At 43.4% G+C, this 26561-nt stretch carries 28 protein-coding genes and 1 pseudogene; 14 read left to right on the plus strand and 15 right to left on the minus strand.

The annotated features are described in order from the left end of the window. Positions 1–4: 4 nt before the first annotated feature. From FTT73_RS02945 to FTT73_RS02985, 9 genes are all read right to left on the minus strand, one after another. Complete coding sequence (locus FTT73_RS02945) at positions 5–715, minus strand: DNA repair protein RecO (RefSeq protein ID WP_074383331.1); 711 nt, start codon at positions 713–715, stop codon at positions 5–7. Positions 716–726: 11 nt separating this feature from the next. Next, complete coding sequence (locus FTT73_RS02950) at positions 727–921, minus strand: NF038104 family lipoprotein (RefSeq protein ID WP_005097547.1); 195 nt, start codon at positions 919–921, stop codon at positions 727–729. A 37-nt stretch (positions 922–958) separates the two neighbouring features. Then, a complete protein-coding gene (era, locus tag FTT73_RS02955; RefSeq protein ID WP_005097549.1) occupies positions 959–1987 on the minus strand; it encodes a GTPase Era in 1029 nt (342 codons plus the stop codon). Continuing rightward, positions 1987–2685 carry a ribonuclease III gene (gene rnc, locus FTT73_RS02960; RefSeq protein ID WP_005097550.1) on the minus strand — a complete coding sequence of 233 codons (699 nt, stop codon included), beginning with the start codon at positions 2683–2685 and terminating at the stop codon, positions 1987–1989. The genes era and rnc overlap by 1 nt, the downstream gene beginning before the upstream one ends. Further along, complete coding sequence (locus FTT73_RS02965; protein ID WP_005170117.1) at positions 2657–3028, minus strand: DUF4845 domain-containing protein; 372 nt, start codon at positions 3026–3028, stop codon at positions 2657–2659. The genes rnc and FTT73_RS02965 overlap by 29 nt, the downstream gene beginning before the upstream one ends. A 24-nt stretch (positions 3029–3052) precedes the next feature. Continuing rightward, positions 3053–3880, minus strand: coding sequence for a signal peptidase I (lepB, locus tag FTT73_RS02970; RefSeq protein WP_180190980.1), 828 nt, complete (start codon positions 3878–3880; stop codon positions 3053–3055). 20 nt (positions 3881–3900) lie between these two features. Further along, on the minus strand, positions 3901–5718 hold the full coding sequence (gene lepA, locus FTT73_RS02975; protein ID WP_005097556.1) for a translation elongation factor 4: 1818 nt from the start codon (positions 5716–5718) through the stop codon (positions 3901–3903). 249 nt (positions 5719–5967) lie between these two features. Then, positions 5968–6423 (minus strand): thioesterase family protein, encoded by a 456-nt coding sequence (locus tag FTT73_RS02980; RefSeq protein ID WP_100355707.1) that lies wholly within the window; start codon positions 6421–6423, stop codon positions 5968–5970. Between the two features lie 127 nt (positions 6424–6550). Beyond that, positions 6551–7933, minus strand: coding sequence for a Do family serine endopeptidase (locus FTT73_RS02985; RefSeq protein WP_005097559.1), 1383 nt, complete (start codon positions 7931–7933; stop codon positions 6551–6553). A 236-nt stretch (positions 7934–8169) separates the two neighbouring features. On the opposite strand from FTT73_RS02985, the gene nadB reads away from it, so the two are divergent. Next, a complete protein-coding gene (gene nadB, locus FTT73_RS02990; protein ID WP_005170113.1) occupies positions 8170–9798 on the plus strand; it encodes an L-aspartate oxidase in 1629 nt (542 codons plus the stop codon). 108 nt (positions 9799–9906) lie between these two features. Here nadB and FTT73_RS02995 read toward each other — a convergent pair whose 3' ends face one another. From FTT73_RS02995 to pabC, 4 genes are all read right to left on the minus strand, one after another. Then, positions 9907–10323: a PaaI family thioesterase gene (locus FTT73_RS02995; RefSeq protein WP_005097561.1), complete on the minus strand. Its 417-nt coding sequence runs from the start codon at positions 10321–10323 to the stop codon at positions 9907–9909. A gap of 84 nt (positions 10324–10407) precedes the next feature. Beyond that, positions 10408–11019, minus strand: coding sequence for a dTMP kinase (gene tmk / locus FTT73_RS03000; protein ID WP_074383333.1), 612 nt, complete (start codon positions 11017–11019; stop codon positions 10408–10410). Positions 11020–11021: 2 nt separating this feature from the next. Further along, positions 11022–12080, minus strand: a complete 1059-nt coding sequence (gene mltG, locus FTT73_RS03005) for an endolytic transglycosylase MltG (protein ID WP_180190981.1) — start codon at positions 12078–12080, stop codon at positions 11022–11024. A gap of 1 nt (position 12081) precedes the next feature. After that, a complete protein-coding gene (pabC, locus tag FTT73_RS03010) occupies positions 12082–12894 on the minus strand; it encodes an aminodeoxychorismate lyase (RefSeq protein WP_180083017.1) in 813 nt (270 codons plus the stop codon). A gap of 158 nt (positions 12895–13052) precedes the next feature. Between pabC and FTT73_RS03015 the strand changes: the two are divergent. From FTT73_RS03015 to FTT73_RS03050, 8 genes and pseudogenes are all read left to right on the plus strand, one after another. Beyond that, positions 13053–14059 (plus strand): annotated as a pseudogene (locus FTT73_RS03015) (sulfate ABC transporter substrate-binding protein). Between the two features lie 178 nt (positions 14060–14237). Then, the gene (locus FTT73_RS03020; RefSeq protein WP_180190982.1) at positions 14238–15251 is read left to right on the plus strand and encodes a sulfate ABC transporter substrate-binding protein; all 1014 of its coding nucleotides are present in this window, start codon (positions 14238–14240) and stop codon (positions 15249–15251) included. Between the two features lie 29 nt (positions 15252–15280). Further along, positions 15281–15886 (plus strand): alpha/beta hydrolase, encoded by a 606-nt coding sequence (locus FTT73_RS03025; protein WP_005097569.1) that lies wholly within the window; start codon positions 15281–15283, stop codon positions 15884–15886. Positions 15887–15973: 87 nt separating this feature from the next. Beyond that, positions 15974–16807, plus strand: a complete 834-nt coding sequence (cysT, locus tag FTT73_RS03030; RefSeq protein ID WP_005097570.1) for a sulfate ABC transporter permease subunit CysT — start codon at positions 15974–15976, stop codon at positions 16805–16807. Beyond that, positions 16804–17697, plus strand: coding sequence for a sulfate ABC transporter permease subunit CysW (gene cysW / locus FTT73_RS03035; protein ID WP_100329042.1), 894 nt, complete (start codon positions 16804–16806; stop codon positions 17695–17697). Before cysT ends, cysW begins: the two co-directional genes overlap by 4 nt. 11 nt (positions 17698–17708) lie before the next feature. Then, complete coding sequence (locus FTT73_RS03040; RefSeq protein ID WP_005097572.1) at positions 17709–18770, plus strand: sulfate/molybdate ABC transporter ATP-binding protein; 1062 nt, start codon at positions 17709–17711, stop codon at positions 18768–18770. A 54-nt stretch (positions 18771–18824) separates the two neighbouring features. Beyond that, the gene (locus FTT73_RS03045; protein ID WP_005097573.1) at positions 18825–19748 is read left to right on the plus strand and encodes a CysB family HTH-type transcriptional regulator; all 924 of its coding nucleotides are present in this window, start codon (positions 18825–18827) and stop codon (positions 19746–19748) included. 114 nt (positions 19749–19862) lie between these two features. Further along, positions 19863–21065, plus strand: a complete 1203-nt coding sequence (locus FTT73_RS03050; protein WP_180190983.1) for an outer membrane protein transport protein — start codon at positions 19863–19865, stop codon at positions 21063–21065. A gap of 57 nt (positions 21066–21122) precedes the next feature. On the opposite strand, the gene carO is transcribed toward FTT73_RS03050, so the two are convergent. Continuing rightward, complete coding sequence (carO, locus tag FTT73_RS03055) at positions 21123–21821, minus strand: ornithine uptake porin CarO (RefSeq protein WP_180190984.1); 699 nt, start codon at positions 21819–21821, stop codon at positions 21123–21125. A gap of 318 nt (positions 21822–22139) precedes the next feature. Here carO and dapD point away from each other — a divergent pair, with 318 nt between their 5' ends. From dapD to FTT73_RS03080, 5 genes are all read left to right on the plus strand, one after another. After that, entirely contained in the window at positions 22140–22961 is an 822-nt protein-coding gene (gene dapD, locus FTT73_RS03060; RefSeq protein WP_180096868.1) for a 2,3,4,5-tetrahydropyridine-2,6-dicarboxylate N-succinyltransferase, read from the plus strand. Positions 22962–23092: 131 nt separating this feature from the next. Continuing rightward, positions 23093–23803 carry a 7-carboxy-7-deazaguanine synthase QueE gene (queE, locus tag FTT73_RS03065; RefSeq protein ID WP_100355703.1) on the plus strand — a complete coding sequence of 237 codons (711 nt, stop codon included), beginning with the start codon at positions 23093–23095 and terminating at the stop codon, positions 23801–23803. A 35-nt stretch (positions 23804–23838) separates the two neighbouring features. Beyond that, on the plus strand, positions 23839–24507 hold the full coding sequence (queC, locus tag FTT73_RS03070) for a 7-cyano-7-deazaguanine synthase QueC (RefSeq protein ID WP_005170088.1): 669 nt from the start codon (positions 23839–23841) through the stop codon (positions 24505–24507). A 16-nt stretch (positions 24508–24523) separates the two neighbouring features. Next, complete coding sequence (locus FTT73_RS03075) at positions 24524–24937, plus strand: hypothetical protein (RefSeq protein WP_005170085.1); 414 nt, start codon at positions 24524–24526, stop codon at positions 24935–24937. A gap of 80 nt (positions 24938–25017) precedes the next feature. Next, the gene (locus FTT73_RS03080; protein WP_005170083.1) at positions 25018–25476 is read left to right on the plus strand and encodes a peroxiredoxin; all 459 of its coding nucleotides are present in this window, start codon (positions 25018–25020) and stop codon (positions 25474–25476) included. 166 nt (positions 25477–25642) lie between these two features. Here FTT73_RS03080 and FTT73_RS03085 read toward each other — a convergent pair whose 3' ends face one another. Then, positions 25643–26206: a YceI family protein gene (locus tag FTT73_RS03085; RefSeq protein ID WP_051064995.1), complete on the minus strand. Its 564-nt coding sequence runs from the start codon at positions 26204–26206 to the stop codon at positions 25643–25645. Between the last annotated feature and the right edge of the window lie 355 nt (positions 26207–26561).

The following is a 26561-nucleotide window of genomic DNA, read 5'->3' on the forward strand; positions in this document are numbered from 1 at the left end:
CTAACTACGTTTGAGATTGAGAGTTTTGAATCCAGAGTTGCCGACTTTTTAATGGCCGATCACCCAATAAGGCCGTGATCACCTGTCGATACAGTTTCGTCAACAATTGTAACTGTTCCGGATTAAAATCCCCACCATTTTCATGATCTAGCATACTTAAAATCTGCTGACCTGACATGGTAGAGCGTAATGCTTTGGCCGATGGCATAAAACCGGCATTGAGCTGAAAATAATAGTGTTGTAACGGATCGATTTGTACCTGATGAGCATCTAGGGAAAAATCCAGACCATAACCGAGTTCTTCCAGCAAGATATGTTCAAATTGCCGCAAAATCTGTTTTAAGTATAAATTGGGATTAGATTGTTCTGATAATTGCTGCAATGCAGTTAATGTCTCTGCATATTTGGCAAAGGTTTGCGGCATTTCCACTTCTAGGGGGCACAAACGCAACAGGACTTCATTCAGATAAAAGCCTGAAAAAAAGGCATCGCCAAAAAAGAAAATCGGCTGATTGACAATTTCCAGTTTGGTAAAGTTTTTGAGTTCTGATTTTCCGGTGGCTTGCAAACTGATGGGCTGATATTGCGGCGGCGGTGTTTGCCGGAGAATGCCATCCATACGACCGTATTCCTGGGTAAATAAATGCACAATATGGCTGCGCTCACGGTACTTACGATGATGAATCAGATAACCATGCAGTACTTCGTTACGCATAAGCGGACACTTTAATCCTTATCTTTTTTTGATTTTTTATCATCGTCGTCATCTCCATCCGGGATGACTGCGCCCACAACAGCCGCAGTGCCTTTGACTGCGACTTTTGTGGTTTTATAAGCCACCTTGACAGGAACCGTGACCACTTTATGGATACAGCCTTGCAAGAATAAAACACATGCAAGCACTGCCAACACTTTCATCATCACGAAATTCCTTAAAGGGGCTTATTAATTTTATAACTTAGATATCGCTATAACCTAAGCTTTTCAATGCACGTTCATCATCAGACCAGCCGCCTTTGACTTTCACCCAAAGGGTCAGCATGATTTTCTGTTCGAACATTTTTTCCATGTCGAGACGTGCATCCATACCGATTTTTTTCAGCTTAACGCCTTTCTCACCAATCACAATGGCTTTTTGGCTTGGACGATCGACAAAAATCGTAGCATCAATATAGGTACAGGCCGGCTTCATACGACCAGTCTTTTCATTCATCACTGGCTGTTCAGTTTTGAATGATTCAATCTGCACGGTTAAATCATATGGCAGTTCTTCACCCAGCTGACGCATGATCTTTTCACGAATAATTTCAGAAGCCAGGAAACGCTCTGAACGGTCAGTTAGTTGATCCAGGGAGTACAATGGCGGCTGGAACGGCAGATACTTGGCAATCGTGTCACGTAAATGCTCAAGATTGGCACCACGAAGTGCAGAAACAGGTACGATTTCCGCAAAGTTCATCAGCTTTTCGCGCTCACGAATCAGTGGTAAAGCTTCGTTCTTGTTCTCAAAAGTATCTAATTTGTTGATCACCAGAATCACCGGCATTTCAGCATTTTTCAGCTTTTCCAGTACCAGATCATCATTCGGCGTCCACTTCTGTGCATCCACCACAAACAAAACCAGATTCACATCACGTAAAGCCGAATGGGCAGCACGGTTCATCATTTTATTGATGGCACGTACTTCCTTTTTATGCATCCCCGGCGTATCCACGAATACCGCCTGAGACTTTTCACGCGAATCAATCCCGACAATTTTATGCCGTGTAGTTTGCGGTTTACGTGAGGTAATTGAGAGTTTCTGACCCAAAATATGGTTCATTAAGGTAGATTTACCCACATTCGGGCGACCTACAATAGCGACAAAACCACTGCGATAATCCGACGGAATTTCGGTGCCTTGTGCGCTAAAAAATTGATTTACCAGGTCGTGACTGTCGCTTTGCGACTCGTGATCAGCATCAATGTGATCGGAATGAGTAGTCATTAAGACTTATGCTCCAAAAGTTTTAAAATATCTGCCGCAACGGCTTGTTCAGCAAAACGTCGGCTGGCGCCTTCACCCTGCATGGTCGGTAATCCCTCAATCTCACATTCCACTTTAAAATGCTGATTAGGGGCATCACCTTGAATATCTACAACCTCGTAAACTGGGAGAGGTTTCTTACGTGCTTGTAGATACTCTTGTAAACGTGATTTAGGGTCTTTAAGCTGATCGGTCGGCTCAATATGATCCAAATACGGTTCATACCATTTTAACACAATCGGCTCTAACACAGTGAGATCAGCGCAATCCACATAGATTGCGCCAATAATGGCTTCTACAGTATCTGCCAGTATAGACTCGCGATGATGACCGCCAGATTTCAATTCACCGGTACTGAGAATTAAACTCTGACTGAGTTTTAAATCATTGGCGATTTTCCCCAATGCTTCCTGTCGAACCAAGGTGGCACGCATACGCGTCAGCCGGCCTTCGTTTTCGCTTGGGTAGGCAGTGAAGAGATAATTCGCAATGATCATCCCTAAAAGAGAATCGCCTAGAAATTCTAGGCGTTCATAGTTTTGTTTATGACTGACTGAACGATGGGTCAGTGCCAGCTTGAGCAGTTCAGCTTGTTTAAACTGATAACCGATCCGTCTGGCAAGACGTTCATCATTGAGTTTTGACTGCGCTTTGATCAAAATTTTTCTCAAACTTCATCACTAAATCGATATTCATTATGAAATTTTTACGAATTTCATAATTCTTGTGTATCTGCAAACCATCGGTATGGATAACTTTGGCAATTTCATCAAACTTCAGATCGCGAATATTATTCATTGATAAACGCTGATCCATCTGCTGACGGAATTTTTCTGGTGTTATATTGGCTGGCGCACTTTTTAACAGCGCCTCAATTTCACCATCGACCATACGATCATCAAAGTAGGGTCCCCACACTGCAATCGCTACTTTGGCTAGAAATGCAAACCCCACGATTGCAAATAAAATCCCAATATACGAAGCACCTTGTTGATGTCTCATTTTTTATTTTCCTGATTGAAACAATTAATCGATTGTCCCGTTGCGACCAAACGATGGCAATTTAAAGCCAGGTTCTTTATGCATCCAGATATAGAATGCACGACCTGTTAAGTTTTCTTCCGGAACAAGTCCCCAGAAACGGCTGTCAGCACTCTGATCGCGATTATCCCCCATCGCAAAGTAATGACCTTCTGGCACCTTTACTTCCCAATATAAACCATTTTCACTTGAATATTTACCATTTTCCACAAAGTTAATATAAGGCGCCTGACGCGCGACATTGACCCCTTCCAGCTCACGCATGGTAAAGCTATGCTGACCTAAAGTTTCTTTATGATAAATGGCATTGGGTGTATCCAGACGATCTTTTTCACGGCTAAATTCCACTGGAACTTTCTCTACTTGTTCACCATTGATGCTCAACTGACCATGATCATAGACAATATGATCACCGGGTAAACCAATAATACGCTTGATATAACTGATGGTCGGTTGTGGTGGATAACGGAATACTGCCACATCACCACGCTCTGGACTGCCAGTATCAATAATTTTAGTGTTGACCATAGGCAGTTTCACCCCATAGTCAAATTTATTCACCAGAATAAAGTCCCCAGTTTCCAGGGTTGGCACCATTGAATCCGATGGAATATTAAACGGTTCAAACAAGAACGAACGCAGCACCAGTACAATCGTCAGTACTGGCCAAAAGTCATAAGCCCAGGTAATGATAAAATTTTCATTGCCCTTGCCGCGAGTTTGTCTTTGTTTCAGGACAAACTTGTCAAGCAACCACAGTGCGACAAAAAACAGCGTCGCAGGAACAAGAATCAAATTAAAATCAAAATCCATGGGCTTATATCCTTATTCTTCTAGCGTTCGACTTTTAACACAGCGAGGAACGCTTCTTGCGGGATTTCGACACTACCCACCTGCTTCATGCGTTTCTTACCTTCTTTCTGTTTAGACAGAAGTTTTTTCTTACGTGACACGTCACCACCATAACATTTGGCCAATACGTTTTTACGCATGGCTTTTACAGTAGAACGTGCAATGATTTGCGCACCAATTGCCGCCTGAATTGCGACATCAAACATTTGACGTGGAATCAGGTCTTTCATTTTTTCCACCAGCGCAATGCCACGATGACGCGCGTCATTACGGTGACAGATCATTGCCAGAGCATCGACTTTTTCCCCATTGATCAGCACATCCACTTTTACCAATGAAGAGCTTTCGAAACGGACAAAGTTATAGTCGAGGGATGCAAAACCACGTGAACAAGACTTCAATTTATCGAAGAAATCCATGACCACTTCTGCCATTGGAATTTCAAAAGTAATCGACACCTGATTGCCGAGGAATTTCATGTCTTTTTGTATGCCACGGCGCTCGATACACAAGGTCATGACATTACCCAGATATTCTTGCGGTACTAAAATATGACATTCGGCAATCGGTTCACGTAAATCTTCTACGGTTGAACCATCCGGCATTTTAGATGGGCTGTCGATATAAATCGTCTGGCCATTTTTCATCACTGCTTCGTAAATTACGGTGGGCGCAGAAGAAATCAGATCAAGATCATACTCGCGTTCTAAACGCTCTTGTACAATCTCCATGTGTAGCATGCCCAAGAAGCCACAGCGGAAACCAAAACCGAGTGCATCCGAACTTTCCGGTTCAAAGAACAAGGCCGAGTCATTAATTTGCAGTTTATGCAAAGCTTCACGAAACGGTTCAAAGTCACTGGCATCAATCGGGAATAAACCGGCATAAACCTGCGGTTTTACTTTTTTAAAGCCCGGTAGCGTTGCAACTTCAGGTGTGGTTGCCAAGGTAATGGTATCACCCACCGGCGCACCAAAAATGTCTTTAATACCGGCAATCACGAAGCCGACTTCGCCTGCTTCCAACATACCTGTTTCAGTATGTTTCGGGTTAAAGATCCCCACAGAAGTAATGATGTGCGTTTGACCTGTTGATTTCATCAACATCTTGTCGCCTTTACGCACACGACCCTGCTTTACACGTACCAGAGAAACTACCCCAAGGTAGTTGTCAAACCATGAATCTACAATCAGCGCTTGCAACGGCGCTTCGCGATCACCGACCGGTGCCGGAATCACATTCACCAGGGTTTCTAAAACATTTTCAATGCCCAGACCGGTTTTGGCTGAACATGTCGGCGCTTCTGTCGCTTCAATGCCGATGATTTCTTCAATCTCGTGAATCACACGCTCAGGCTCAGCTTGCGGCAAATCGATCTTGTTCAGTACAGGCAGTACTTCCAGACCTTGCTCAATCGCGGTATAGCAGTTGGCGACAGACTGTGCTTCCACACCTTGTGCGGCATCAACGACTAATAAAGCACCTTCACAGGCTGCGAGCGATCGCGACACTTCATACGAGAAGTCGACGTGTCCCGGCGTATCAATAAAGTTCAGCTGATAAACCTCACCATTTGGATGGGTATAGTTTAGCGTCACCGAAGTGGCTTTAATGGTAATCCCACGTTCGCGCTCAAGCTCCATAGAATCGAGGACTTGAGCCTGCATTTCACGATCTTGCAAACCACCACAGGTCTGAATAAAGCGATCTGCGAGGGTCGATTTACCGTGGTCAATATGCGCAATAATCGAGAAGTTACGAATGTTTTTAATATCAACAGATTTTTTAGCTTGCGCCATGGGTTACCTTGAGAAAAAACGCGCTATGTAATTTAAAAATATTACATAACAAAAGCCGAATAGAAATTGCGAAGGATTATAGCAGAATGGTGATCTAGAAAAAGAATTATATTTTTAGCTTTGTCCACTCTGCCAAAATACCTGTCCAGCGATCTCAAGCTCAATCACTGCAATGAAAATTTGAAAATCACACCATGTTTTTGCTAAACCTGATTGAAATATCTAACTCTGTGCCAAAGAAGTGAGCGCTTATTGATCTAGATACACTATTGAAAAATCATAAGGATTGATCTGATCAGAAAGAGGTTGATAGGCTTGGGTAAAGGTAGGCGACATGCGTTTAGGACGCCCAGTGGCCATTTCAATACAGGCCCACTGCGTACTACCTGTAAATAACAGGTTTTGATCCTGTGGTCGATAAAATGCATATTGGCGAAATGAATACAGTGCATTGATATCGTTCAACCAGGTTCGCAAAATAATTTCATCGCCCTCGAAAGCAGCCTTGCGATATTGCACCTGATGCTCAACTGCCACCATGGCATGTTTCAGTTCCACATATTCCTTTAACCCCAATCCCAATTTTTCAATATGGGCTGTGGCGACCTCCTGCATCCACTGTACATAGACCACATTATTGACATGGCCCAAGCCATCGATATGTTCAGCTTGCACCTTTAACGCAAGATCAAAAATAGCTGTCACTTTTCTCTTATCCTTTCCATTATTTTCAACTGAATAGAGTCTACCGAATTTATAGGCTGGGTAAATTGCAAATAATAAAAAACCGCCCATCAAAAGCGGTTTTTTATATTTAAAAATCTGAATAGAATTAGATACGCATTCCGACAATCGCACGCTGCCCTTGGCGCATGAGCGTAACGCGTGCCACATTGCCCTTCTTCAACTCAGAAACTTCTTGTACAAATTGCTCTGCGTTCAATACTGCCTTGTTATTAATATGCGTCACCACATCGTTTGGCATGATACGCGCCTGTGCGGCAATGCCACCTGAACGAACATCCTGAATCATGACCCCGCCTTTGATCTCCAGTCGATCCTTTTCTAGCGAACTTAAATCACGAATAGCCACACCAATTACAGGTCCTTTGCTCGGCTGCGCCTGTGCTCCGGCTTTTGCAGGGGTATCATCCGGTGCGGTACTTAAGGTTGCTGAAATATTACGGCGCTTATCATCACGTAAAACCTCCAGCTGTACCTGTTGCTGAGGTGCAGTACGGTTGAGATAGTTTAATAATTCACTGGTGCGTGAAATCGCAGTGCCGTTATATTTTAAAATCACGTCACTGACACGTAGACCGGCACGTGCGGCGGGTGAATTTGGTGCAACCTGAGTAATTAAGGAGCCTTCAGGCTTAGAAAGGTTGTAAGACTCTGCCAGATTACGGTCGATATCCTGCAAGCTGACCCCCAGATAAGAACGGGTCACTTTACCATTCTTTTTCAGCTGCTCTGCCACTTCCATGGCCACATCAATCGGAATTGAGAAGGATAGCCCCATATAACCGCCGGTTCCACTGAAGATCCGCGAGTTCACCCCGACTACTTCACCATGCTGGTTAAATAAAGGCCCACCAGAGTTACCCGGGTTGAGGGCCACGTCTGTCTGGATAAAAGGCACTGCTGTTTCACCCATCATGTTGCGCATTTTGGCACTGACGATTCCGGCAGAGGCCGAATAATCAAAACCAAATGGCGAACCAATCGCGAGCACAGGCTCACCGACACGTAAGCGGCCTACATCCCCGGTACGCAATTCTGGAAAATTCGAACCTGTGACCTTAAGTAAAGCTACGTCGGTACGTGCATCACTTCCCACCACAGTAGCATCAATTTCACGGCGATCATTCAGGGTAATGGTGACTTTAGATGCATCCTCAACCACATGATGGTTGGTCAGCAGATAGCCATCTTTACTGATAAAAAATGCACTGCCATAGCCGGTTTTTTCCTGTGGCATGCGCTGCTGCGGGATAATCACCTGATTGCCAAAGAAGCGACGCAGAATTTCCGGAACTTGTTGTTGTAAGAGTTCTTCTTCGCTCATTTTTTTAACGACATTGACACTGACCACGGCAGGACTGACCTGCTCGACCAGATTTGAAAAATCAACCGGTGTGACAGCCTGCAACTGTGCAGCACTCATGGTCAGGGTCGCTGCAAATAATCCTTTTTTTAAGTCTAGAATTTTCATATAAATTATTCACTCAAATTGTTGATAAATTTATGTAAATAGGTTTTATCACAAACATTGTAAAGTTTAAGTAATAATATGTTTCAATGCTTCACGCTGGACAATATCTCATCATTAAAACACTAAGTTAAGGCTTTGATTAATTTTTTTCATTAATAAATGAGCATTTCAACGCTTGCCTTTTGCACAAAAAAGCGCTGTTATTACCAAACTTTTTTTAAAATTAGCTGATGGACATGTCTAATTCATCCCTTACCCATCAATTTGACGTCATTATTGTGGGCAGTGGCGGTGCCGGTTTAAGTTTAGCCTTATCGCTCCCGGACCATTTTAATATTGCAGTTTTAGCGAAATCCACCCTGACAGATGCCAGCACCTTTTATGCGCAAGGCGGTGTTGCTGCAGTACTCGATAAAATGGATTCGATTGAACAGCATATTGATGACACCATGATTGCAGGTGCACAGCTATGTGAAATGGACGCAGTCAAACAGACGGTAGAAGGGGGCAAACCATCAGTTGACTTTCTGCTAAAACACGGTGTGCAATTTACCCTGGATGAACAGGAACAGTTGCATCTCACCCGTGAAGGCGGCCATTCACAGCGCCGGATTATTCATGCTGCCGATGCCACAGGTCGTGCAATTTCGACTACTTTGGTACAACGCGCCCAAGAAAAATCAAATATCACTATTTTTGAAAATTATATTGCGATTGATCTGATCTGTTCACATAAACTTGGCCTAGACGGTGAAAACCGCGCGCTAGGTTTATATGTGCTGGATGAAAAAAATGAAAAAGTACATACTTTTTTAGCGCCCTTTACCGCCCTTGCCTGTGGCGGTGCCATGAAAGCCTATCTTTATACATCAAATCCGGATATTGCCACAGGTGACGGCATTGCCATGGCCTATCGTGCCGGCTGCCGGGTGGCTAACATGGAATTTAACCAGTTCCATCCGACCTGTCTCTATCATCCACAAGCGCGCTCCTTCCTCATCACTGAAGCAATGCGCGGCGAAGGGGCTTATCTGCGTCTGCCCGATGGCGAACGCTTTATGCTGCGTTTTGACGAGCGCGCCGAACTTGCACCACGCGATATTGTCGCACGCGCAATCGACTATGAAATTAAGCGCTTGGGTATTCGGCATGTCTGGCTGGATATTACCCATAAGGATGAAAGCTTTGTTAGAGAACATTTTCCTACGCTTTATGCCCGCCTGCTGGAACTGGGTATTGATATCACCAAAGATATGATTCCAGTGGTACCTGCAGCCCATTACACCTGTGGTGGCGTTGTGGTCGATGAACATAGCCAGACTGATATCGCAGGTCTATATGCAATTGGGGAAACCTCTTATACTGGTCTGCACGGTGCTAACCGAATGGCCAGTAACTCACTTTTAGAATGCTTTGTGTATGGCATGAGTGCAGCCAAGCATATCGAATCTCATTTCAATGCTGACTATGCCTTTCCGCCCGTACCCATCTGGGATGACTCACAGGTAACCAATCCGGATGAAGATGTGGTGATTCTGCAAAACTGGGATGAGCTACGTCAGACCATGTGGAACTATGTCGGTATTGTGCGCAGCACCAAACGTCTGGAACGTGCCTTGCATCGTATTGAAATGCTGAAAAAAGAAATCACCGAGTATTACCAAGATTATCAGGTCAGCAAAAACCTGATCGAGCTTCGCAATCTGGTGCTGGTCTCAGAAATGATTGTGCGCTGTGCCATGCAGCGTAAAGAATCTCGTGGCCTGCATTTCACGCTGGACTATCCGGAATTATTGCCTGAATTACGCAAGACCATTCTAAATCCGGTGAATTTTGAAGTAGAAACACCCTTGGTCAATATTTAGATTATTGGGGAGATATGATTTTTAAATCATATCTCCCTGTCTTTTAGCGCTCACCTACTTAATTAAGCTTAGGCTATTTATATCACTGAACTTCTATTCTTCAGGTGTTTAGTGTTGAGGTGGAATGGCATAAGTCGCAGTAACATGCGCCACTGGCTCATCAAGGTCTACTGAATAAATCCAGACTTCCCCGACAATCAGAACTTTACCGACTTTAATAAGCTTGCACTCTCCTCGCAAATCCGTGCCACCTGAAGGTTTACGGAGAAAATTGATATTCAGATTGGTGGTGACAGCCAAACCCACCAGGCCAATTTCGCCCAGAATAGCGACATATAAGGCAAGATCGGCCAAGGTCATCATGGTTGGGCCAGAAACAGTACCACCCGGACGCAACTCTTGTGCGCTAACCTGATACAGCAAAGTTGCGCCGCGTGGAACAACGGCTTCGATCCTACATTTTTCTAGGCTTTGTGGAAATTCTTGTTGTAAAAATTGTTGGATTTCGGTTTTGGTCGTTTTCATCTTATTAAAAAAATCTTCTATATTGCCTTCAATATAGAAGATTTTTCACACATTTACCTAGTGAAAATTAAAATAAACAGGATTTCAATTTAAACCAGACTTCAAATAACTTAAAGCCTGCTCGAATACCTGCTCCGGTGTACGGGTTGCATCCAGACGTTTGATCCGTTCCGGATGACGCTGCCACAACGTTTCATAGCCGGCTCTTACTTTCTCAAAGAAAGTGACTTTCTCTTGTTCAAAGCGATCCAGTGCGCCACGCGCGCGTGCCCGGTTCATTCCCAGTTCAATCGGTGCTTCTAACCAGAAGGTGATGTCCGGCATACGTGCCACAAAGTGATCATTTAATAACTGCAGCTTTGTTTCACTGAGTCCACGACCTGCACATTGATAGGCAAAGCTGGCATCAGTAAAACGGTCACAGAGTACAATTTTTCCGGCTGCTAAGGCTGGTAGAATGACTTGTGCCAAATGCTGGGCACGCGCCGCATACATCAATAGTAATTCGGTATCATGCGCCATCGCTTCTTCATGATTCACAGCCAGAAGTAGTGCTCGGATCTGCTCGGCCATCGGCGTACCACCCGGCTCGCGCGTAAGCATCACATCTTTGCCTTGCGCCATAAAATCGTCATAGATCGAACGAATGAGTGTGGTTTTACCTACACCTTCTGTGCCTTCAAAGCTAATAAACATACTCATTCCTTATTCTTCGAGCGTAAAATGGTCAGATACTCCTGCACTGCTTTATTGTGATCATTCAGATTGGTCGTAAACGTATGTCCGCCATTGCCCGTGGCGACAAAATAAAGGTTGTCAGAATTATCCGGATGCATGGCTGCTTCAATGGCTTTCTTACTTGGCAGTGCAATTGGCGTTGGCGGCAAACCAGACATGGTATAGGTGTTATACGGCGTCGGCGTACGTAAATCCTTGCGGGTAATATTGCCATTATAGGCATCGCCCATTCCATAAATCACGGTAGGATCGGTCTGTAAACGCATGCCAATTTTTAAACGGCGCACGAACACTCCAGAAACCTGTTCTAGCTCACTATCCACACTGGTTTCTTTTTCAATGATCGACGCCATGATCAGCGCTTCATATTTATTCTGATAGGGCAGATCAGTCACGCGTTTTTCCCAGGCCTGATCCAGTGCCTTCATCTGGCGCTGATACAGATTGGTTAAAATTTTACGGTCAGTTTCACCTTTAGCAAAGAAGTATGTATCCGGTGCAAACAGACCTTCAGGATGTGAAAATGGAATATTGAGCTCTTTAAGGAGTTGTGCCGTTGGCAAATGTGACACTTCTTTGGTCACCAGATCATCTTTCTTCAAAGCATCAATCAGCTGTTTGAATGTGGTTCCTTCAATCACCAAAATCCGGTTCATCTGGGCATTTTCAGCATTGGAGATCATATCCAGAACCTGACGAATGCTCATGCCCTGGCGCACTTCATATACGCCAGCTTTCATGGTGTCATGAATCAGGATGCGCTGATAAAGCTTGAGAATAATCGGGAAACTGACCTGTTTTCCTTTGGCCAGACGGTCAATAAAACCAGAATAGGTTTCCCCTGACCCAATCGCCAGCAGCTGTTTTTGTCCGTCTACAGGATAGTCTTTCCACAAACTGCTTTTTAAGACCAGTGCCAAAATCAAGGCAAGTCCAATCAGGACGAAGGCAATTCCTTTGAAAAGTGACGAAAATTTGGCTGTATTGTTCTTTTTGGCTTTAGACTTGGAAGCTGACATATTAAGACATCTGATTTAATCGAAGACGGTTAAAAAGTTCAATACAAGCATCGCCATCCAGAGATCGCTGCTCAAATTGAGTGACAATTTTCATCGGGTTTAGCGCATTACAAAAAAACAGACTCTGAATATGGGCTATTTCCTCCATATCGATGTAACGTTGCTGACAGGCAATTCCCTGATCTTGCATCCGTTGTAGAATTTCTGCACGCATCACCCCAAAGACGCCATTATAACGAAGTTCCGGCGTAATCCATGTATTGTTTATACAAATGAAACAATTACTGCTCACCCCTTCGACAACCCCGCCCTGTACATCTGTCACCAGTGCCTCAGACCAACCGCGCTGATCCGCCTCCTGCTTGAGCAAAACCTGCTCCAGGCGATTCAAGGTTTTTAGTCCGACCAGACCCGGCATGGTCAATCCCAGTGCCTGCTGTAATACCCCACTTTGGATCTGTTCATACTTTAAATCATGTAGGGCTTGAGGATAATAAAATAGCCACAGATCCGCCGGATGCTCTGGCAAACTATAGCCCCGCTCGCCGACTCCACGACTCAGCACGATCTTTAATGTTCCATTCAGCTGACTTTCTGATTCACGTAAAAGTTCTAAACTTTCTGCAATCAGAGCTAAATCAGCATGCAAACTTAATTTTTGATTACTGAGCTGCAAACGTGCCAGATGACGATCATATAATTCCACCCGGTCCTGTCGAATCCGGGCCGTGCTAAAACAGCCATCACCATAATGAAAGGCCCGATCGAGTACTTCTATCTCACTGACATGTTTCGCATTTTTCAAACAGAGCATATTTTATTGCCTCTCAAATCAACAATTGAGTACTGAGAGATAAGCTCCATCGATTTATCTCTTTTACTCACATCAAATGCATTTTTAATTATTTTTTATGCAAAATATCTCCAGCTATTCTTGCCTTGTCCAACAAAAGCTAAAAAATTGAGGCAAAAATGAATATTGGTAAATTAAAAATTGGGGTATTGGCTGCACTGGTTTCGGCCACTGCCTTCAGTGTGTCTGCAAAAGATTTCCTGAACGTGTCTTATGACCCAACCCGCGAATTATATGACAATTTTAATAAGGAATTCAGCGCATACTGGAAAAAAACCACGGGTCAGGACGTGAACTATAAACAGTCGCATGGCGGTTCAGGTAAACAGGCCCGTGCTGTGATTGATGGTCTGGATGCAGACGTCGTGACCCTCGCGCTGGCGGCCGACATTGATGAAATTGCAGCGAGAGGTCTGCTGCCTAAAGACTGGCAGAAAAAATTCCCGCAAAACTCGCCCCCCTATACCTCCACCATCGTCTTTCTGGTCAAAAAAGGCAATCCAAAAGGGATTAAAGATTGGGGAGATCTGGTGAAACCTGGAGTAGAGATCATTACGCCAAACCCGAAAACTTCTGGCGGTGCACGCTGGAACTATCTGGCGGCATGGGCATGGGCCAAACATCAACCTGGTGGCAATGACAGCAAAGCACAAGTTTTGTGCGTCAAATTTATAAACAGACCAAAGTGCTGGACTCAGGCGCACGTGGAGCCACCACCACTTTTGCTGAGCGCGGGATCGGTGATGTATTACTGGCTTGGGAAAATGAAGCCCATCTCGCTACTCGTGAACAGCCGGGTAAATTTGAAATCATCACGCCAAGTCTGTCAATTTTGGCCGAGCCACCGGTGGCAATTGTAGAGAAAAACGCCAAGAAAGATGGCAATGAAAACCTGGCCAAAGCTTATTTGAATTATCTGTATTCTCCTGCGGGGCAAACTGTGGCTGCGAAGAATTTCTATCGTCCACGTAATAGCGAAGTATTAAAGAAATATAGCAGCGTATTTAAACCTTTAAAGTTAGTCACCATCGACAAAGAATTTGGTGGCTGGACCAAGGTACAAAAAGCACATTTCGATAATGGCGGGATCTTTGATCAAATTGTAAAGGCAAATCATACGAAATAATGAGGCAGTCCAGCAGAAACAATGGCCTTTATTGATAAGGCCATTTTCATTTCAATAACTTCAGCTCTGTCTTATCTTTTTTTTTCATATAAAATTCGTTTTTATTTATTTTTTACGCATAAAGAATAGGTTTATTCTGCAGCTATGTTACAAAACGTGTAAGAAATTGAGGTTTCTAATGAGTATTTCAAAAATAATAAAACTTGGGGTTCTGGCTGCTGTGATTTCGGCAACCTCATTGGGTGCTTCAGCACGTGATTTTCTGAATGTTTCCTACGATCCGACACGTGAATTGTATGAAGATGTCAACAAGAGTTTTGGCAAATATTGGGAAAGCCGTACGGGTCAAAAAATTAACTTCAAGCAATCCCATGGTGGTTCTGGTAAACAGGCCCGCTCTGTTATTGATGGCTTGAATGCAGATGTGGTGACTTTGGCCCTCGCAGCCGATATTGATGTGCTTGCAGAAAAAGCCAAATTATTGCCAACAGACTGGCAAAAGAAACTGCCACAAAACTCGACACCGTATACCTCAACAATCGTATTTTTGGTGCGTAAAGGCAACCCCAAAGGGATTAAAGACTGGGGCGATCTGGTGAAACCGGGTGTCGGCATTATTACCCCGAATCCGAAAACATCAGGTGGCGCGCGCTGGAACTATCTGGCGGCATGGGCATGGGCCAAACATCAGGCCGGTGGCAATGACATGACTGCACAAGAATTTGTTCGCCAAATTTATAAAAACACCAAAGTCCTGGATTCAGGTGCGCGTGGTGCAACTACCACCTTTGCCGAGCGCGGGATCGGTGATGTCTTGCTGGCCTGGGAAAATGAAGCGTACTTAGCGATTCGTGAGCAACCAGGTAAGTTTGAAATTATCACGCCAAGTCTGTCTATTCTGGCTGAACCGCCAGTGGCGATTGTAGAAAAAAATGCAGCGAGAAAAGGCAATAAGCATCTGGCTCAAGGTTATTTAAACTTCCTGTACTCACCACTGGGGCAAGATCTGGCAGGCAAACATTATTATCGCCCACGCAGTGAAGTAGCTTTAAAGAAATATAATCATGTGTTCAAACCACTCAAACTGGTAACGATTGATCAGGAATTTGGCGGCTGGGCAAAAGTGCAAAAAGCGCATTTTGAGAATGGCGGTATTTTCGACCAGATTGTGAAGGCAAACAGCGCGAAGTAATTCGCAGCTGATCTGACAGGAGCATCGACATGATACATACGCTTATTGTTCCAGGTGTAGGTGGTAGCGAATACAATCACTGGCAAACATGCTTACAACATCAGCTCAGTCGATGCTCTCGTGTGCAACAAAAAGATTGGAATCATCCCGTTTTGCAGGAATGGATCACTGAATTTGTCAAAGCCCTGCAAGATATTCAAGATGATGTACAGATTGTAGCGCACAGCTTTGGCTGTTTAACCTCGGTCGCAGCACTGGCACAACATCCAGAATTGACTGCTAAAGTTAAAAAGCTGATTCTGGTCGCGCCGGCCAATCCGGCACGTTTTGGGGAAAATGGTTTTGTTCGTAACAGCCAGACCGATTACAGCCATTATTTTCAGCAAGTGCAGATTCAGGTTCCGGCCACGTTATTAATCAGTGAAAATGATCCCTGGTTAAGCTATGCAGACGCCCAGTTTCTGGCCAAAGCCTGGAAACTCAAACCGATTAATCTCGGACAGGTGGGGCATGTCAATGTCGCTTCAGGATTTGGCCCTTTTCCTGAACTTGCCCAGTATTTGATTTCAGAAAAGACTATGCAACATATCAGCAATACTGATGACAGCAAGTATTATTTCAAATTTGCATTTTAGTCGTTGCAAATTATGCTTGTGTCCAATTTCTTTTTTTAATTTTCGCTGGTTAGTTTTAACCAGCTTTCTCTCTTTTGAGGAGTCATCATGTCGCAGCGATCCCGAGTGCTGCCAGGATTTGGTCTTTCTCTAGGCTTTACCCTAGCGTATTTATCATTAATCGTTTTAATCCCGCTGTCTGCTGTTTTTATTAAATCACTGGGCATTGGCTGGGAAGGCTTGTGGGAAATCCTGAGCTCTGAACGTATTCAAAAATCACTACAACTCAGTTTCAGTGCAGCCATTATTGCTGCGCTGGTGAATGTGGTGTTTGGCCTGTTATTGGCCTGGTGTCTGGTACGTTATAGCTTCCCGGGCAAACGTATTGTCGATGCCTTGGTCGATTTGCCTTTTGCCCTGCCAACAGCGGTGGCCGGTATTGCCTTGACCTCTTTATATGCGCCGACTGGCTGGATTGGTCAGTATCTTGAACCGATTGGTATTCAGGTTGCTTATACCCCGATTGGTATTACGCTGGCTCTAATCTTTATTGGCCTGCCTTTTGTGGTTCGTACCGTACAGCCGGTACTCAGTGATCTGGAAACCGAACTGGAAGAAGCTGCATCTGCACTCGGGGCAAATCGCTTGCAAATTGTGACCAAGGTCATTTTCCCGATTTTACTTCCTGCGCTTATCACTGGCTTTGCGTTAGCTTTCGCTCGCGGTGTTGGTGAATATGGTTCGGTGATCTTCATTGCCGGGAATCAGCCCTTTGAAACAGAAATTGCCCCACTGATGATTATTTCTCGTTTAGAAGAATATGATTATGCCGGTGCAACCACAATTGCGGTGGTGATGTTGCTGATTTCATTTGTCCTGCTGTTCCTGATTAACTTACTGCAAGCTTGGGCCAGCCGCCGTACCGGGAGAACTGCACGATGAGTTTGAATACCAACAGCAATGCACTGGCTGAAAAACTGCAATCCCGTGATGCAACCCGTGAGCCAACCTGGGTACGTTATATCCTGATCACTATTGCACTGATTTTTTTCTTGAGCTGCCTGATCCTGCCTTTGATTCTGGTTTTTGTGGAAGCCTTTAAACAGGGAATTGGTGTCTATACACAGGCATTGGTGCATCCGGATACTTTATCTGCGGTCAAACTTACACTTTTGACTGCTGCAATCGCCGTACCGCTGAACGTGGTATTTGGTGTAGCTGCAGCATGGTCAGTGGCGAAGTTTAACTTTCGGGGTAAATCCTTCCTGACCACCTTGATTGATATGCCATTTTCGGTCTCTCCCGTGATTGCCGGTTTAATGCTGGTACTGATTTTCGGTACGCAAGGCTGGATGGGGTCCTGGCTAATGGACAATGACATCAAGATCCTTTATGCAGTGCCTGCCATTGTCCTGGCGACCATCTTTATTACTGTACCTTTCGTGGCTCGTGAGTTAATTCCATTAATGGAAGCACAAGGCACGGAAGAAGAAGAAGCTGCGATTGTGCTCGGTGCATCTGGCTGGCAAACTTTCTGGAAAGTGACCCTGCCAAATATCAAATGGGGTCTGATTTACGGCGTGATTCTGTGTAATGCACGGGCCATGGGTGAGTTTGGTGCAGTATCGGTTGTATCCGGTCATATCCGCGGTGAAACCAATACTTTACCGCTACACGTCGAAATTCTTTATAACGAATATACCTTTAGTGCTGCGTTTGCCGTGTCTTCGCTTCTGGCTCTCCTCGCAATTGTCACCCTGATTTTAAAAACATGGGTGGAACTGCGCCAGGAAAAACAGGACAAACGTAATCAAGATTCTACAGTTTCTTAAGGAATGCCAACATGAGTATTCAAGTACAAAATATTGAAAAACACTTTGGTGCATTCCATGCACTTAAAAATATCTCGCTGGATTTTCCAGATGGTCAACTGGTGGCCCTGCTCGGCCCATCAGGTTGCGGAAAAACCACGCTGCTACGGATTATTGCAGGTCTAGAATCTGCAGATGGCGGTCAGGTCATTCTGGAAGGTCAGGATGCGACCAATGTTCATGTACGTGAACGTGAAGTCGGCTTCGTGTTTCAACATTATGCCCTGTTTCGTCATATGACGGTATTTGACAATATTGCTTTTGGTCTGCGTGTTCGCCCACGTAAAACCCGTCCATCTGAAGCGGAAATTAAAAAACGTGTTACGCGTTTACTTGATTTGGTTCAGCTGGGTTTTCTGGCTGACCGTTACCCTGCTCAGCTTTCAGGTGGCCAGCGTCAGCGTATTGCATTGGCACGTGCCTTAGCCGTTGAACCGCGTGTGCTGTTGCTAGATGAACCTTTCGGTGCACTGGATGCCAAAGTCCGTAAGGAATTACGTCGCTGGTTACGTACCTTGCATGATGAGTTGCACATCACCTCGATCTTTGTGACCCACGATCAGGAAGAAGCGCTGGAAGTGGCCGATCAGATTGTGGTGATGAACAAAGGTAATGTCGAACAGATCGGTTCGCCACGTGAGGTCTATGAAACGCCGGCAACCCCATTTGTGTTTGATTTCTTGGGTCAAGCCAATCGTTTTGAAGGCCAGAACAACGGCGGCATTATTCAGCTCGGGCAAGATCGCATTCACTTTGATGGCGCAAAAAATGCTGCTCAAGGTGAAGTGATTTTATTCGCACGTCCTGATGAGCTGCGCATTCATGCACAGCCACAAGACAATGCCATTCAGGCCACCTTCATACGTGAATTATGGATTGCGGGTAAAGTCGTTGCAGAACTGAATGACCGTCAGGGTAACTTGATTGAAATTTTACTGACACCTGATGAAGCAAGAGCACACCAATTCCGCCCCAATCAAACCGTGTGGTTAAGTGCGGTGAACTTGCATTTATTTGAAAATCAGGTCGCTTAAGACCAAAAGATGGGGCTTCGAAATGCCCCATCCTCTTCTAGGGTAAAGAGAATTATGAATTTCCAACAATTAAGAATTATACGAGAAACGGTTAGACAGAACTTTAATTTAACTGAAGCCTCAGCTGCACTTTATACTTCGCAGTCTGGAGTAAGTAAGCATATTAAAGATCTGGAAGATGAGCTTGGCGTACAGCTGTTTATCCGTAAGGGTAAGCGTCTACTGGGTTTAACCGAGCCGGGTCAGGCACTATTAGGAATTGTAGAACGCATGCTGGTCGATGCCGATAATATTAAGCGTCTGGCTGATGATTTTAATAAAGTTGATGAAGGTACCTTGACCATTGCCACCACGCATACCCAGGCGCGCTATGTGCTACCGCCGATTGTCAGCCAATTTAAAAAAGAATTTCCTAAAGTACATTTGATTCTGCAACAGGCCAGCCCGGTAGAAATCACGGAAATGCTGCTGCAAGGTCAAGCCGATATCGGTATTGCAACCGAAGCACTGACGACTGAAGACAATCTGGCCAGCGTACCTTATTATAACTGGCAACATAGTATTATTACGCCGCAAAATCATCCACTTGCAACTAAAGATCAGATCCGGATCGAAGATCTGGCCCATTACCCGATTATTACCTATCATGGTGGTTTTACCGGTCGCTCCAAGATTGATACCGCCTTTGAAGAAGCCGGCTTTGATGTCGATATCGTCATGTCCGCACTCGATGCCGATGTGATTAAAACCTATGTGGAAATGAATATGGGCGTCGGCATTGTCAACGATGTCGCTTATGACCCGGAGCGTGATTACCGTTTAAAGCAGATTAAAACGGATATTTTTGGCATGAATACCACCTGGATTGCGGTACGTAAAGGACATTTACTACGTGGTTATGGCTACGAGTTTATTTCCCTGTGCTCGCCGGATGCCGATATTAAAGCGCTTAAAAAAGTCGCCTATCCAGACGAATAAAAATATATAAGTTTTCAGTCAAAGAGGCCAGCGAGCCTCTTTATTATTTTCAAGTGGATAATCTGTATAAATATCAAGCATAATCACATTAATAATAAATTGAATTATACCAATATGATCGACAGCAAATTTGCTCTTTTCTGTATGGGCTGCGCTTTTTCTGGGTCAGGTTATAGCGCTGCTTTTGAACAGTCCAATCAAAGTATTCAGTCTTTTTTTGAAAAAAATCATTATGCTGAAATTTCATTGGCTTGGGTTCGCCCTGATATTAGCGGTCAGGTACAGCATACCGAGCAGCTGCAACAACTGGGTATTACTGACTTTTCTACGGGCCAACTTGCCAGTACGCAATTTATCTCTAATGTTGCCTTAAAATTACAGCTTCACCCTCAACTATCATGGGGACTGATTTATGATCAGCCTTATCATGTAGATGTGGCTTATAGTTATAATCCTGTTTTTGCAGGTGAAGCGCTTTCTGTTGAAGCCGCGACTATCCAGTTTGATAGCCACAATCTCACATCATTAATCGGCTTCCAACCGGATAATCACTGGAATTTTTATACAGGGCTAAGTTATCAAAGTCTGGAAGGAAGCTTATATTTATCCGGGCAAACCTTTTATATATTTAATGGTTATCGGGCTACATTTGAACAAGATCCCGCTTGGGGCTGGCTTGCAGGATTCAGTTATCAACTACCCGAATATTTTTTTAGAACTGCGCTGACTTACCGTTCAGCCATTGCTCACCATCATAAAACTGCTGAATCGATTGTCGTAGGCACCAATCCCTCCCCCTATACCCAGATTCAAACCCCTCAATCCATCCATCTGGATTTTCAAACAGGATTGCCTTATCAAAAGGCCTTTTATGGCACATTACGCTGGTTAAACTGGCAAAATTTTGTCATTCAGCCGCCTAAATTCGGTGCAGTGATTGACTATGCGGCCTTAGAATTTCCAGAATTAAAATCATTCAGGATGATTGATTATCGGGAGGATCAATGGTCTGGCAAAATCGGACTTGCCCATCAATGGCCTTCTTTTGGCATAAATTCTATCGAACTTTTATGGGATTCTGGTACAGGAAATCCGGCTTCGACATTAAATCCGAGTGATGGCTATTGGGGCATCGGACTAGGTCATCTTTATAAGATTCAAGAAACCTGGGATATTGCCACAGGATTCTATTATTTAAAATTTCAAAAACCTAAGGTCTCAACATTTGAGTTACTTACGCCACAGATTGCAGGTTTATCCGCAGTTTCTGATAACAGTGCTTTGATCCTAGGTTTTAAACTGGGCTATCACTTTTAAAATTATTTTAAAAAACAAAAAACGAGCCGAAGCTCGTTTTTTTTATGAAGTTAAATCTTAGAAGCGGAAGCTTACACCGAGTTTAGCCACTGGTAGCCATTCGTATTTACTATCATTACGTACTTCGTCGATGTGCTCGGCAACTAAGGCAGCATCAGCTACTGTACCACCATAATAATTTACATTAGTTACTGATGGATTACCTGCATAATAAGCACCTAATTCACCAAATACTCCCCAACGATTAGTAATCGCTGGTGAAAAACCAATCCCCAAGTAGGGAGCGATTTTATTACTATAATCTAAATCATAACCTAAGCGTTCTAAACCAGTAGCTTCACCATTAATTTCGATAGTTCCACCGTCATTTCTAGCCAATAAACCATATTGTTGATCAAGATAGCCCACACCTGCTGCTACGTAGAACCAGTTCGCCCAAGGACGAATCTCTGCATTTAAGTAAGTTAGGTTATTATCCATATCGACATCGTAGTTAACATCATCTACTTCAATATCATCAGACCAAGAGATATCACCGCCGTTATAACCTAAAGTTACACCTACATATGGGTTAGCACTCCAGGAAATTGCACCACCATAACCGGTAGTACCGACTTCAGCACGAACAGAAGCTGGTTTAAAGAAAGAGAATTCAGCAACGCCTTCATCTGTTACGATTGTTTCATCAGCAGCCATAGCAGAGCCAGCTGCTGCAGCCAAAATGGAAACTGCTAAAATTTTATGTAAAGACTTCATTATTTCTCTCCTCAAAAGAACTTATTTTGATCATTAGTTATTCGTGATGGGTTCAATATAAAGGACTTAAAAAATATTTTTTATTCATGTTTTGCTGATCTTTTGTTATTTTTTGATACAAATTAGTTTTTCTTGTTGATAACTTGGCTTTTTCTAACACTTCTACTACATTTTAAAATAATGAAAAATAACACTTATCACGTTCATTATTTCAAACTTCCCACACTTTTGGCTATTTTTCATCTATTTTCAGTCTGCTCAACTATTTTTAATGCAATATAGTGTAAAATCTAGAAAATTTTTTCTGGAAGGAAGATCATGTCGCAGCTTTCAACAATCATTGAAAAAGCGTTTGAAGATCGTGCGAATTTCACAGCTGCAGATTGCCCTGATGAAATCCGTCAAGCAGTTGAGGACGTAATTGCTGGTCTAGACAATGGTACTTTACGTGTTGCTGAAAAAATCGATGGTGAATGGATTGTTCATCAATGGATTAAGAAAGCGGTATTGTTATCATTTAAATTAAACGACAACAAACCAATGCAAGCTTGTGATCTTCGTTTCTATGACAAAGTAGATACTAAATTCTCAGACTGGACTGAAGAACAATTCAAAGCGGCTGGCGTACGTGTAGTCCCTCCCGCGGTGGCGCGTAAAGGTTCATTCCAGGCCAAAGGCGTGATCTTGATGCCTTCTTATGTCAACATCGGTGCCTATGTAGATGAAGGTACGATGGTGGACACATGGGCAACTGTGGGTTCATGTGCACAGATTGGTAAAAATGTTCACTTGTCTGGTGGTGTTGGTATTGGTGGTGTACTTGAACCACTTCAGGCCAACCCGACTATTATTGAAGATAACTGCTTTATCGGTGCACGTTCTGAAATCGTTGAAGGCGTGATCGTTGAAGAAGGTTCTGTAATTTCAATGGGCGTATTCATTGGTCAATCGACCAAGATTTATGACCGTGCCACTGGTGAAATTCACTATGGTCGCGTACCAGCAGGTTCAGTCGTTGTTGCAGGTAGTCTGCCTTCTAAATGTGGTACTTACAGCCTTTATGCTGCGATTATCGTGAAAAAAGTAGATGCGCAAACTCGTTCTAAAACCAGCCTGAACGATCTATTACGCGAAGACTAATATGTCTTAACTTAGAGGGCACATTGGTGTTCCTCGGAGCTTCAAGCGCTCCCCGTCTCTACGATCAGTCATGATCGTAGGGATTTTTATTTTTATACCCGGTTATTTATTTCTCAGTGGTTAGTTTTGTTATGAATACGCTTCGTTCTTCCGCAATTCCAGTTTCTGATCCGTCTGCGGGTTTACGCATTACGGAGATCTTCTATTCATTACAAGGTGAAGCCAATGCTGCGGGCTTGCCAACGGTTTTTATCCGCTTAACCGGCTGCCCGTTACGCTGTACATACTGTGACACCACCTATTCATTTGAAGGTGGTCAGCGTCAGTCTCTGGATGAAATTATTCAGACCACGCTCGATTTTAAAACACCCTATGTCTGTGTGACCGGTGGTGAACCACTGGCTCAACCGAATGCCCTGCCTTTAATGCAGCGCCTTGCTGATTTAGGTTGTGAGGTTTCTTTAGAGACCAGTGGTGCTTTAGATGTTGCTAAAGTAGACTCGCGCGTTTCCAAAGTTCTAGATTTAAAAACCCCAACTTCAGGTGAAGTTGCACGAAATTTGTTATCCAATCTGGATCATTTAACGCCACATGATCAAATCAAGTTTGTGATCTGCAACCGTGAAGACTATGAATGGTCAAAGCAGCAGCTTGAACAGTATCAGCTTCAAGAGAAAGTCAGTACAGTCTGGTTCTCGCCTGCATTTGCGGTTGAAAAAGGCGCGGTTCGTTTACCGCAACTGGCGCGTGATTTGGCTCAGTGGATTTTAGAAGACCATCTCCCTGTTCGTTTCCAGTTACAGCTGCACAAGTTGTTATGGAATGATGAAACTGGTCGTTAATTTTTTGTAAAGTTACTTTTTTGGAGAATCAGCTTATGCGCCCTCGTGCCATTGTTCTGTTATCTGGCGGATTAGACTCAACTACATGTCTGGCTTGGGCACAGGCACGCTACGAATGTATCGCGATCAGTTTTAAGTATGGTCAGCGTTCAACCACAGAGCTGGATGCAGCCAAAGCACTGACTCAAGCTGCCGGTGTGGAACATCGTGTGATTAATATTGATCTGGGCAATCTGGGTGGCTCAGCCCTTACCGATCATAGCATTGAGGTGCCTGATCATGAACAAGCCGGTATCCCGATTACCTATGTTCCGGCACGTAATACCATCTTCCTGTCTTATGCTTTAGCCGCTGCGGAAGTATTTAAAGCCGAAGCAATTGTGATCGGAATTAATGCGGTTGATTACTCGGGCTATCCGGATTGCCGACCGGAATTTATTGACGCATTTGCCAACATGGCACGCCTTGCGACCAAGGTTGGCGTAGAGGGTCAGGCGCTCAAATTTGAAACACCTTTGTTACATTTATCCAAAGCAAATATTATTCGCTTAGGTATTGAACATGGCGTAGACTACAGTCAAACGGTGTCATGCTATCAAGCAGATGACCAAGGACGTGCCTGTGGCAAATGTGACAGTTGCCGTTTACGTAAACAGGGTTTTGCGGACGCAGGTGTTGAAGACCCGACACGTTATATACCGTAATAACAAGGTAGAGTTTATGAAGAATTTAAAATCAAGCATCGTGCTTTCAGCAATTGTTTCAGCTGCTGCTATGTTCGCAACAACGGCTCAGGCAGCTGATGACAAATTACAACAAGCTTATAAAAGCACCAATGTAAAATCTGCATTGATCAATGTTTGTAAAGATGAAACTGGCAAAGGTAAAAAACTGACCGCTGCTGAAGTCAGTAAATATTGTACTTGCGCTGTTGAAGCAGATGGTAAACTAACCAATGCACAAAAATGGGAAATCCAAAGCACCATTAATCAGAAGAAAAGTCCTGGAACTTTAGCTTTTGTACAGAAGCAGAATAAAGACCTGCAAGCATGTTTTGGTCCACAGTTAACAGGCAAACTGAAAACTTTGACTGAAGAAGCAATGAAATCAGCTCAAGCTGCGCCGAAGAAATAATATCTCATTATTCTTTGATGAAATAAGCCACTATAATGTGGCTTATTTTTTTGAAAAATTTAAATAAAACAGGAGTTAATATGACTGCCATCAGTTTGCTTGACCAGAGTTTCCCTGCAACGACAGCTGAAATCAATTTAACCCAGCTGGATACAGAATGGCTGGTGATTTATTTTTATCCTAAAGATTCTACTCCGGGTTGTACCACTCAAGCCGTCGGATTTTCTTGTTTAAAAGATCAGTTTGATGCTTTAAATACCACCATTATTGGCGTATCTCGTGATTCGGTCAAAGCCCATCAAAACTTTACTGAAAAGCAGAATCTGAGTATTAATCTGATCAGTGATAAAGAAGAAATCCTGTGTAATCACTTTGATGTGATTAAAGAAAAAAACATGTATGGCAAACAAGTCATGGGGATCGAGCGTTCGACTTTTATTTTCCATAACGGCGAACTGGTCAAAGAATATCGTAAAGTCAAAGCCGCAGGTCATGCCGAACAAGTCCTGGAAGATTTAAAAGCTCTGCAAAGTGCTTAATTGACTATTTCCTGCAAGGATAAAAGCTCGAAAAAATCGGGCTTTTTTTGTGATTACTTTGATGTAATACAAGCATTTTATATGTCTTCTATGCTTCAATTTTTAAAGCTAAGCAATAGACATGCAGCAGTCTATTAATCTGAAAAAAGACTGTATTCAAACACCCTTAATTAACTTCACAATGACCCGAGAGATGCAGATTCACTTTCTCCCCTACGCCTGCGATCCCCTTTCTCATGCCGAAATCACTGCGGTTAATCACTGCAAATGCCTGGACTTCGAGCAAGTTGTCATTAGACAGACTCGACTTAAAGGTTGTTTCAAAAATCACCGGTTTGGTCACACCACGCAAAGTCAAATTGCCTAAAACATTGTATTTACCATTGCCCAGGTCTTTAAACTGGATACTTTTAAAACTTACCGTTTTGTATTTTTCAACATAAAAAAGGTCTTCACCCAAAATCATATGTTTCAATAACGGTTTATTAAAACTCAAACTCTCGACATCCATGACCAGATGCGTTGAAGCATTTTGCGGTGCTTTGGCATCAAACTGCATGCTGGATTGCACCTGATTAAACTTGGCTTTGACCACAGTCAGTCCCATTGACTTGATCTCAAAGCCGACATCACTTTTAGGAGTGAGCGTCCATGATTTTGCAAAAGTCTGACTGCTGAAAAATAAACAGATTGCCAGGCCAATCAGTCCAGTTTTTATTGTTGTTTTCAATTTTAAATCCACCTTGTTTAATTTCTTATTGATCGGATTTAGATACACGCTTCAAGCTGAAATTAAATTTTCTTTTCAGTTTTAGAATTTTTGTTTTCGTTATTTTTATACCAGTTAACTGAAGTTTTTGTAAAACCCTTAGTGACTAATGGAAAAAATAATCGTTAGTATTTATTTTTAAGAAATGGCTTAATCGAAGTATACTCATCGAATGGAGACTGTTAATAGTTTGATTTTAAAATTCATCTCCTAAATATGATCATATATTCCAACAAAATCTGAAGTAAAATTTGCTTACACAGCGAGCACTGCAAACTCCATTTTCTATTGTGATTCTCTTTGAAAAATGTTTAAA

This window comes from Acinetobacter sp. YH01006, from assembly GCF_013420445.1.
Classification (GTDB): domain Bacteria; phylum Pseudomonadota; class Gammaproteobacteria; order Pseudomonadales; family Moraxellaceae; genus Acinetobacter; species Acinetobacter pseudolwoffii.

Excerpts from the sequence above, each read along its gene's own strand:
- FTT73_RS02985 (WP_005097559.1), bottom strand. The coding sequence starts at position 7,933 with ATGAAAATTCTAGACTTAAAAAAAGGATTATTTGCAGCGACCCTGACC.
- FTT73_RS02945 (WP_074383331.1), bottom strand. The coding sequence starts at position 715 with ATGCGTAACGAAGTACTGCATGGTTATCTGATTCATCATCGTAAGTAC.
- cysT (WP_005097570.1), top strand. The coding sequence starts at position 15,974 with ATGTCGCAGCGATCCCGAGTGCTGCCAGGATTTGGTCTTTCTCTAGGC.
- FTT73_RS02950 (WP_005097547.1), bottom strand. The coding sequence starts at position 921 with ATGATGAAAGTGTTGGCAGTGCTTGCATGTGTTTTATTCTTGCAAGGC.
- FTT73_RS03020 (WP_180190982.1), top strand. The coding sequence starts at position 14,238 with ATGAGTATTTCAAAAATAATAAAACTTGGGGTTCTGGCTGCTGTGATT.
- mltG (WP_180190981.1), bottom strand. The coding sequence starts at position 12,080 with ATGTCAGCTTCCAAGTCTAAAGCCAAAAAGAACAATACAGCCAAATTT.
- lepA (WP_005097556.1), bottom strand. The coding sequence starts at position 5,718 with ATGGCGCAAGCTAAAAAATCTGTTGATATTAAAAACATTCGTAACTTC.
- FTT73_RS03075 (WP_005170085.1), top strand. The coding sequence starts at position 24,524 with ATGAAGAATTTAAAATCAAGCATCGTGCTTTCAGCAATTGTTTCAGCT.
- FTT73_RS03040 (WP_005097572.1), top strand. The coding sequence starts at position 17,709 with ATGAGTATTCAAGTACAAAATATTGAAAAACACTTTGGTGCATTCCAT.
- era (WP_005097549.1), bottom strand. The coding sequence starts at position 1,987 with ATGACTACTCATTCCGATCACATTGATGCTGATCACGAGTCGCAAAGC.
- queE (WP_100355703.1), top strand. The coding sequence starts at position 23,093 with ATGAATACGCTTCGTTCTTCCGCAATTCCAGTTTCTGATCCGTCTGCG.
- FTT73_RS03050 (WP_180190983.1), top strand. The coding sequence starts at position 19,863 with ATGATCGACAGCAAATTTGCTCTTTTCTGTATGGGCTGCGCTTTTTCT.
- FTT73_RS03080 (WP_005170083.1), top strand. The coding sequence starts at position 25,018 with ATGACTGCCATCAGTTTGCTTGACCAGAGTTTCCCTGCAACGACAGCT.
- FTT73_RS03025 (WP_005097569.1), top strand. The coding sequence starts at position 15,281 with ATGATACATACGCTTATTGTTCCAGGTGTAGGTGGTAGCGAATACAAT.
- FTT73_RS02995 (WP_005097561.1), bottom strand. The coding sequence starts at position 10,323 with ATGAAAACGACCAAAACCGAAATCCAACAATTTTTACAACAAGAATTT.
- queC (WP_005170088.1), top strand. The coding sequence starts at position 23,839 with ATGCGCCCTCGTGCCATTGTTCTGTTATCTGGCGGATTAGACTCAACT.
- FTT73_RS02965 (WP_005170117.1), bottom strand. The coding sequence starts at position 3,028 with ATGAGACATCAACAAGGTGCTTCGTATATTGGGATTTTATTTGCAATC.
- pabC (WP_180083017.1), bottom strand. The coding sequence starts at position 12,894 with ATGCTCTGTTTGAAAAATGCGAAACATGTCAGTGAGATAGAAGTACTC.
- tmk (WP_074383333.1), bottom strand. The coding sequence starts at position 11,019 with ATGTTTATTAGCTTTGAAGGCACAGAAGGTGTAGGTAAAACCACACTC.
- nadB (WP_005170113.1), top strand. The coding sequence starts at position 8,170 with ATGTCTAATTCATCCCTTACCCATCAATTTGACGTCATTATTGTGGGC.
- FTT73_RS03045 (WP_005097573.1), top strand. The coding sequence starts at position 18,825 with ATGAATTTCCAACAATTAAGAATTATACGAGAAACGGTTAGACAGAAC.
- lepB (WP_180190980.1), bottom strand. The coding sequence starts at position 3,880 with ATGGATTTTGATTTTAATTTGATTCTTGTTCCTGCGACGCTGTTTTTT.
- dapD (WP_180096868.1), top strand. The coding sequence starts at position 22,140 with ATGTCGCAGCTTTCAACAATCATTGAAAAAGCGTTTGAAGATCGTGCG.
- carO (WP_180190984.1), bottom strand. The coding sequence starts at position 21,821 with ATGAAGTCTTTACATAAAATTTTAGCAGTTTCCATTTTGGCTGCAGCA.
- cysW (WP_100329042.1), top strand. The coding sequence starts at position 16,804 with ATGAGTTTGAATACCAACAGCAATGCACTGGCTGAAAAACTGCAATCC.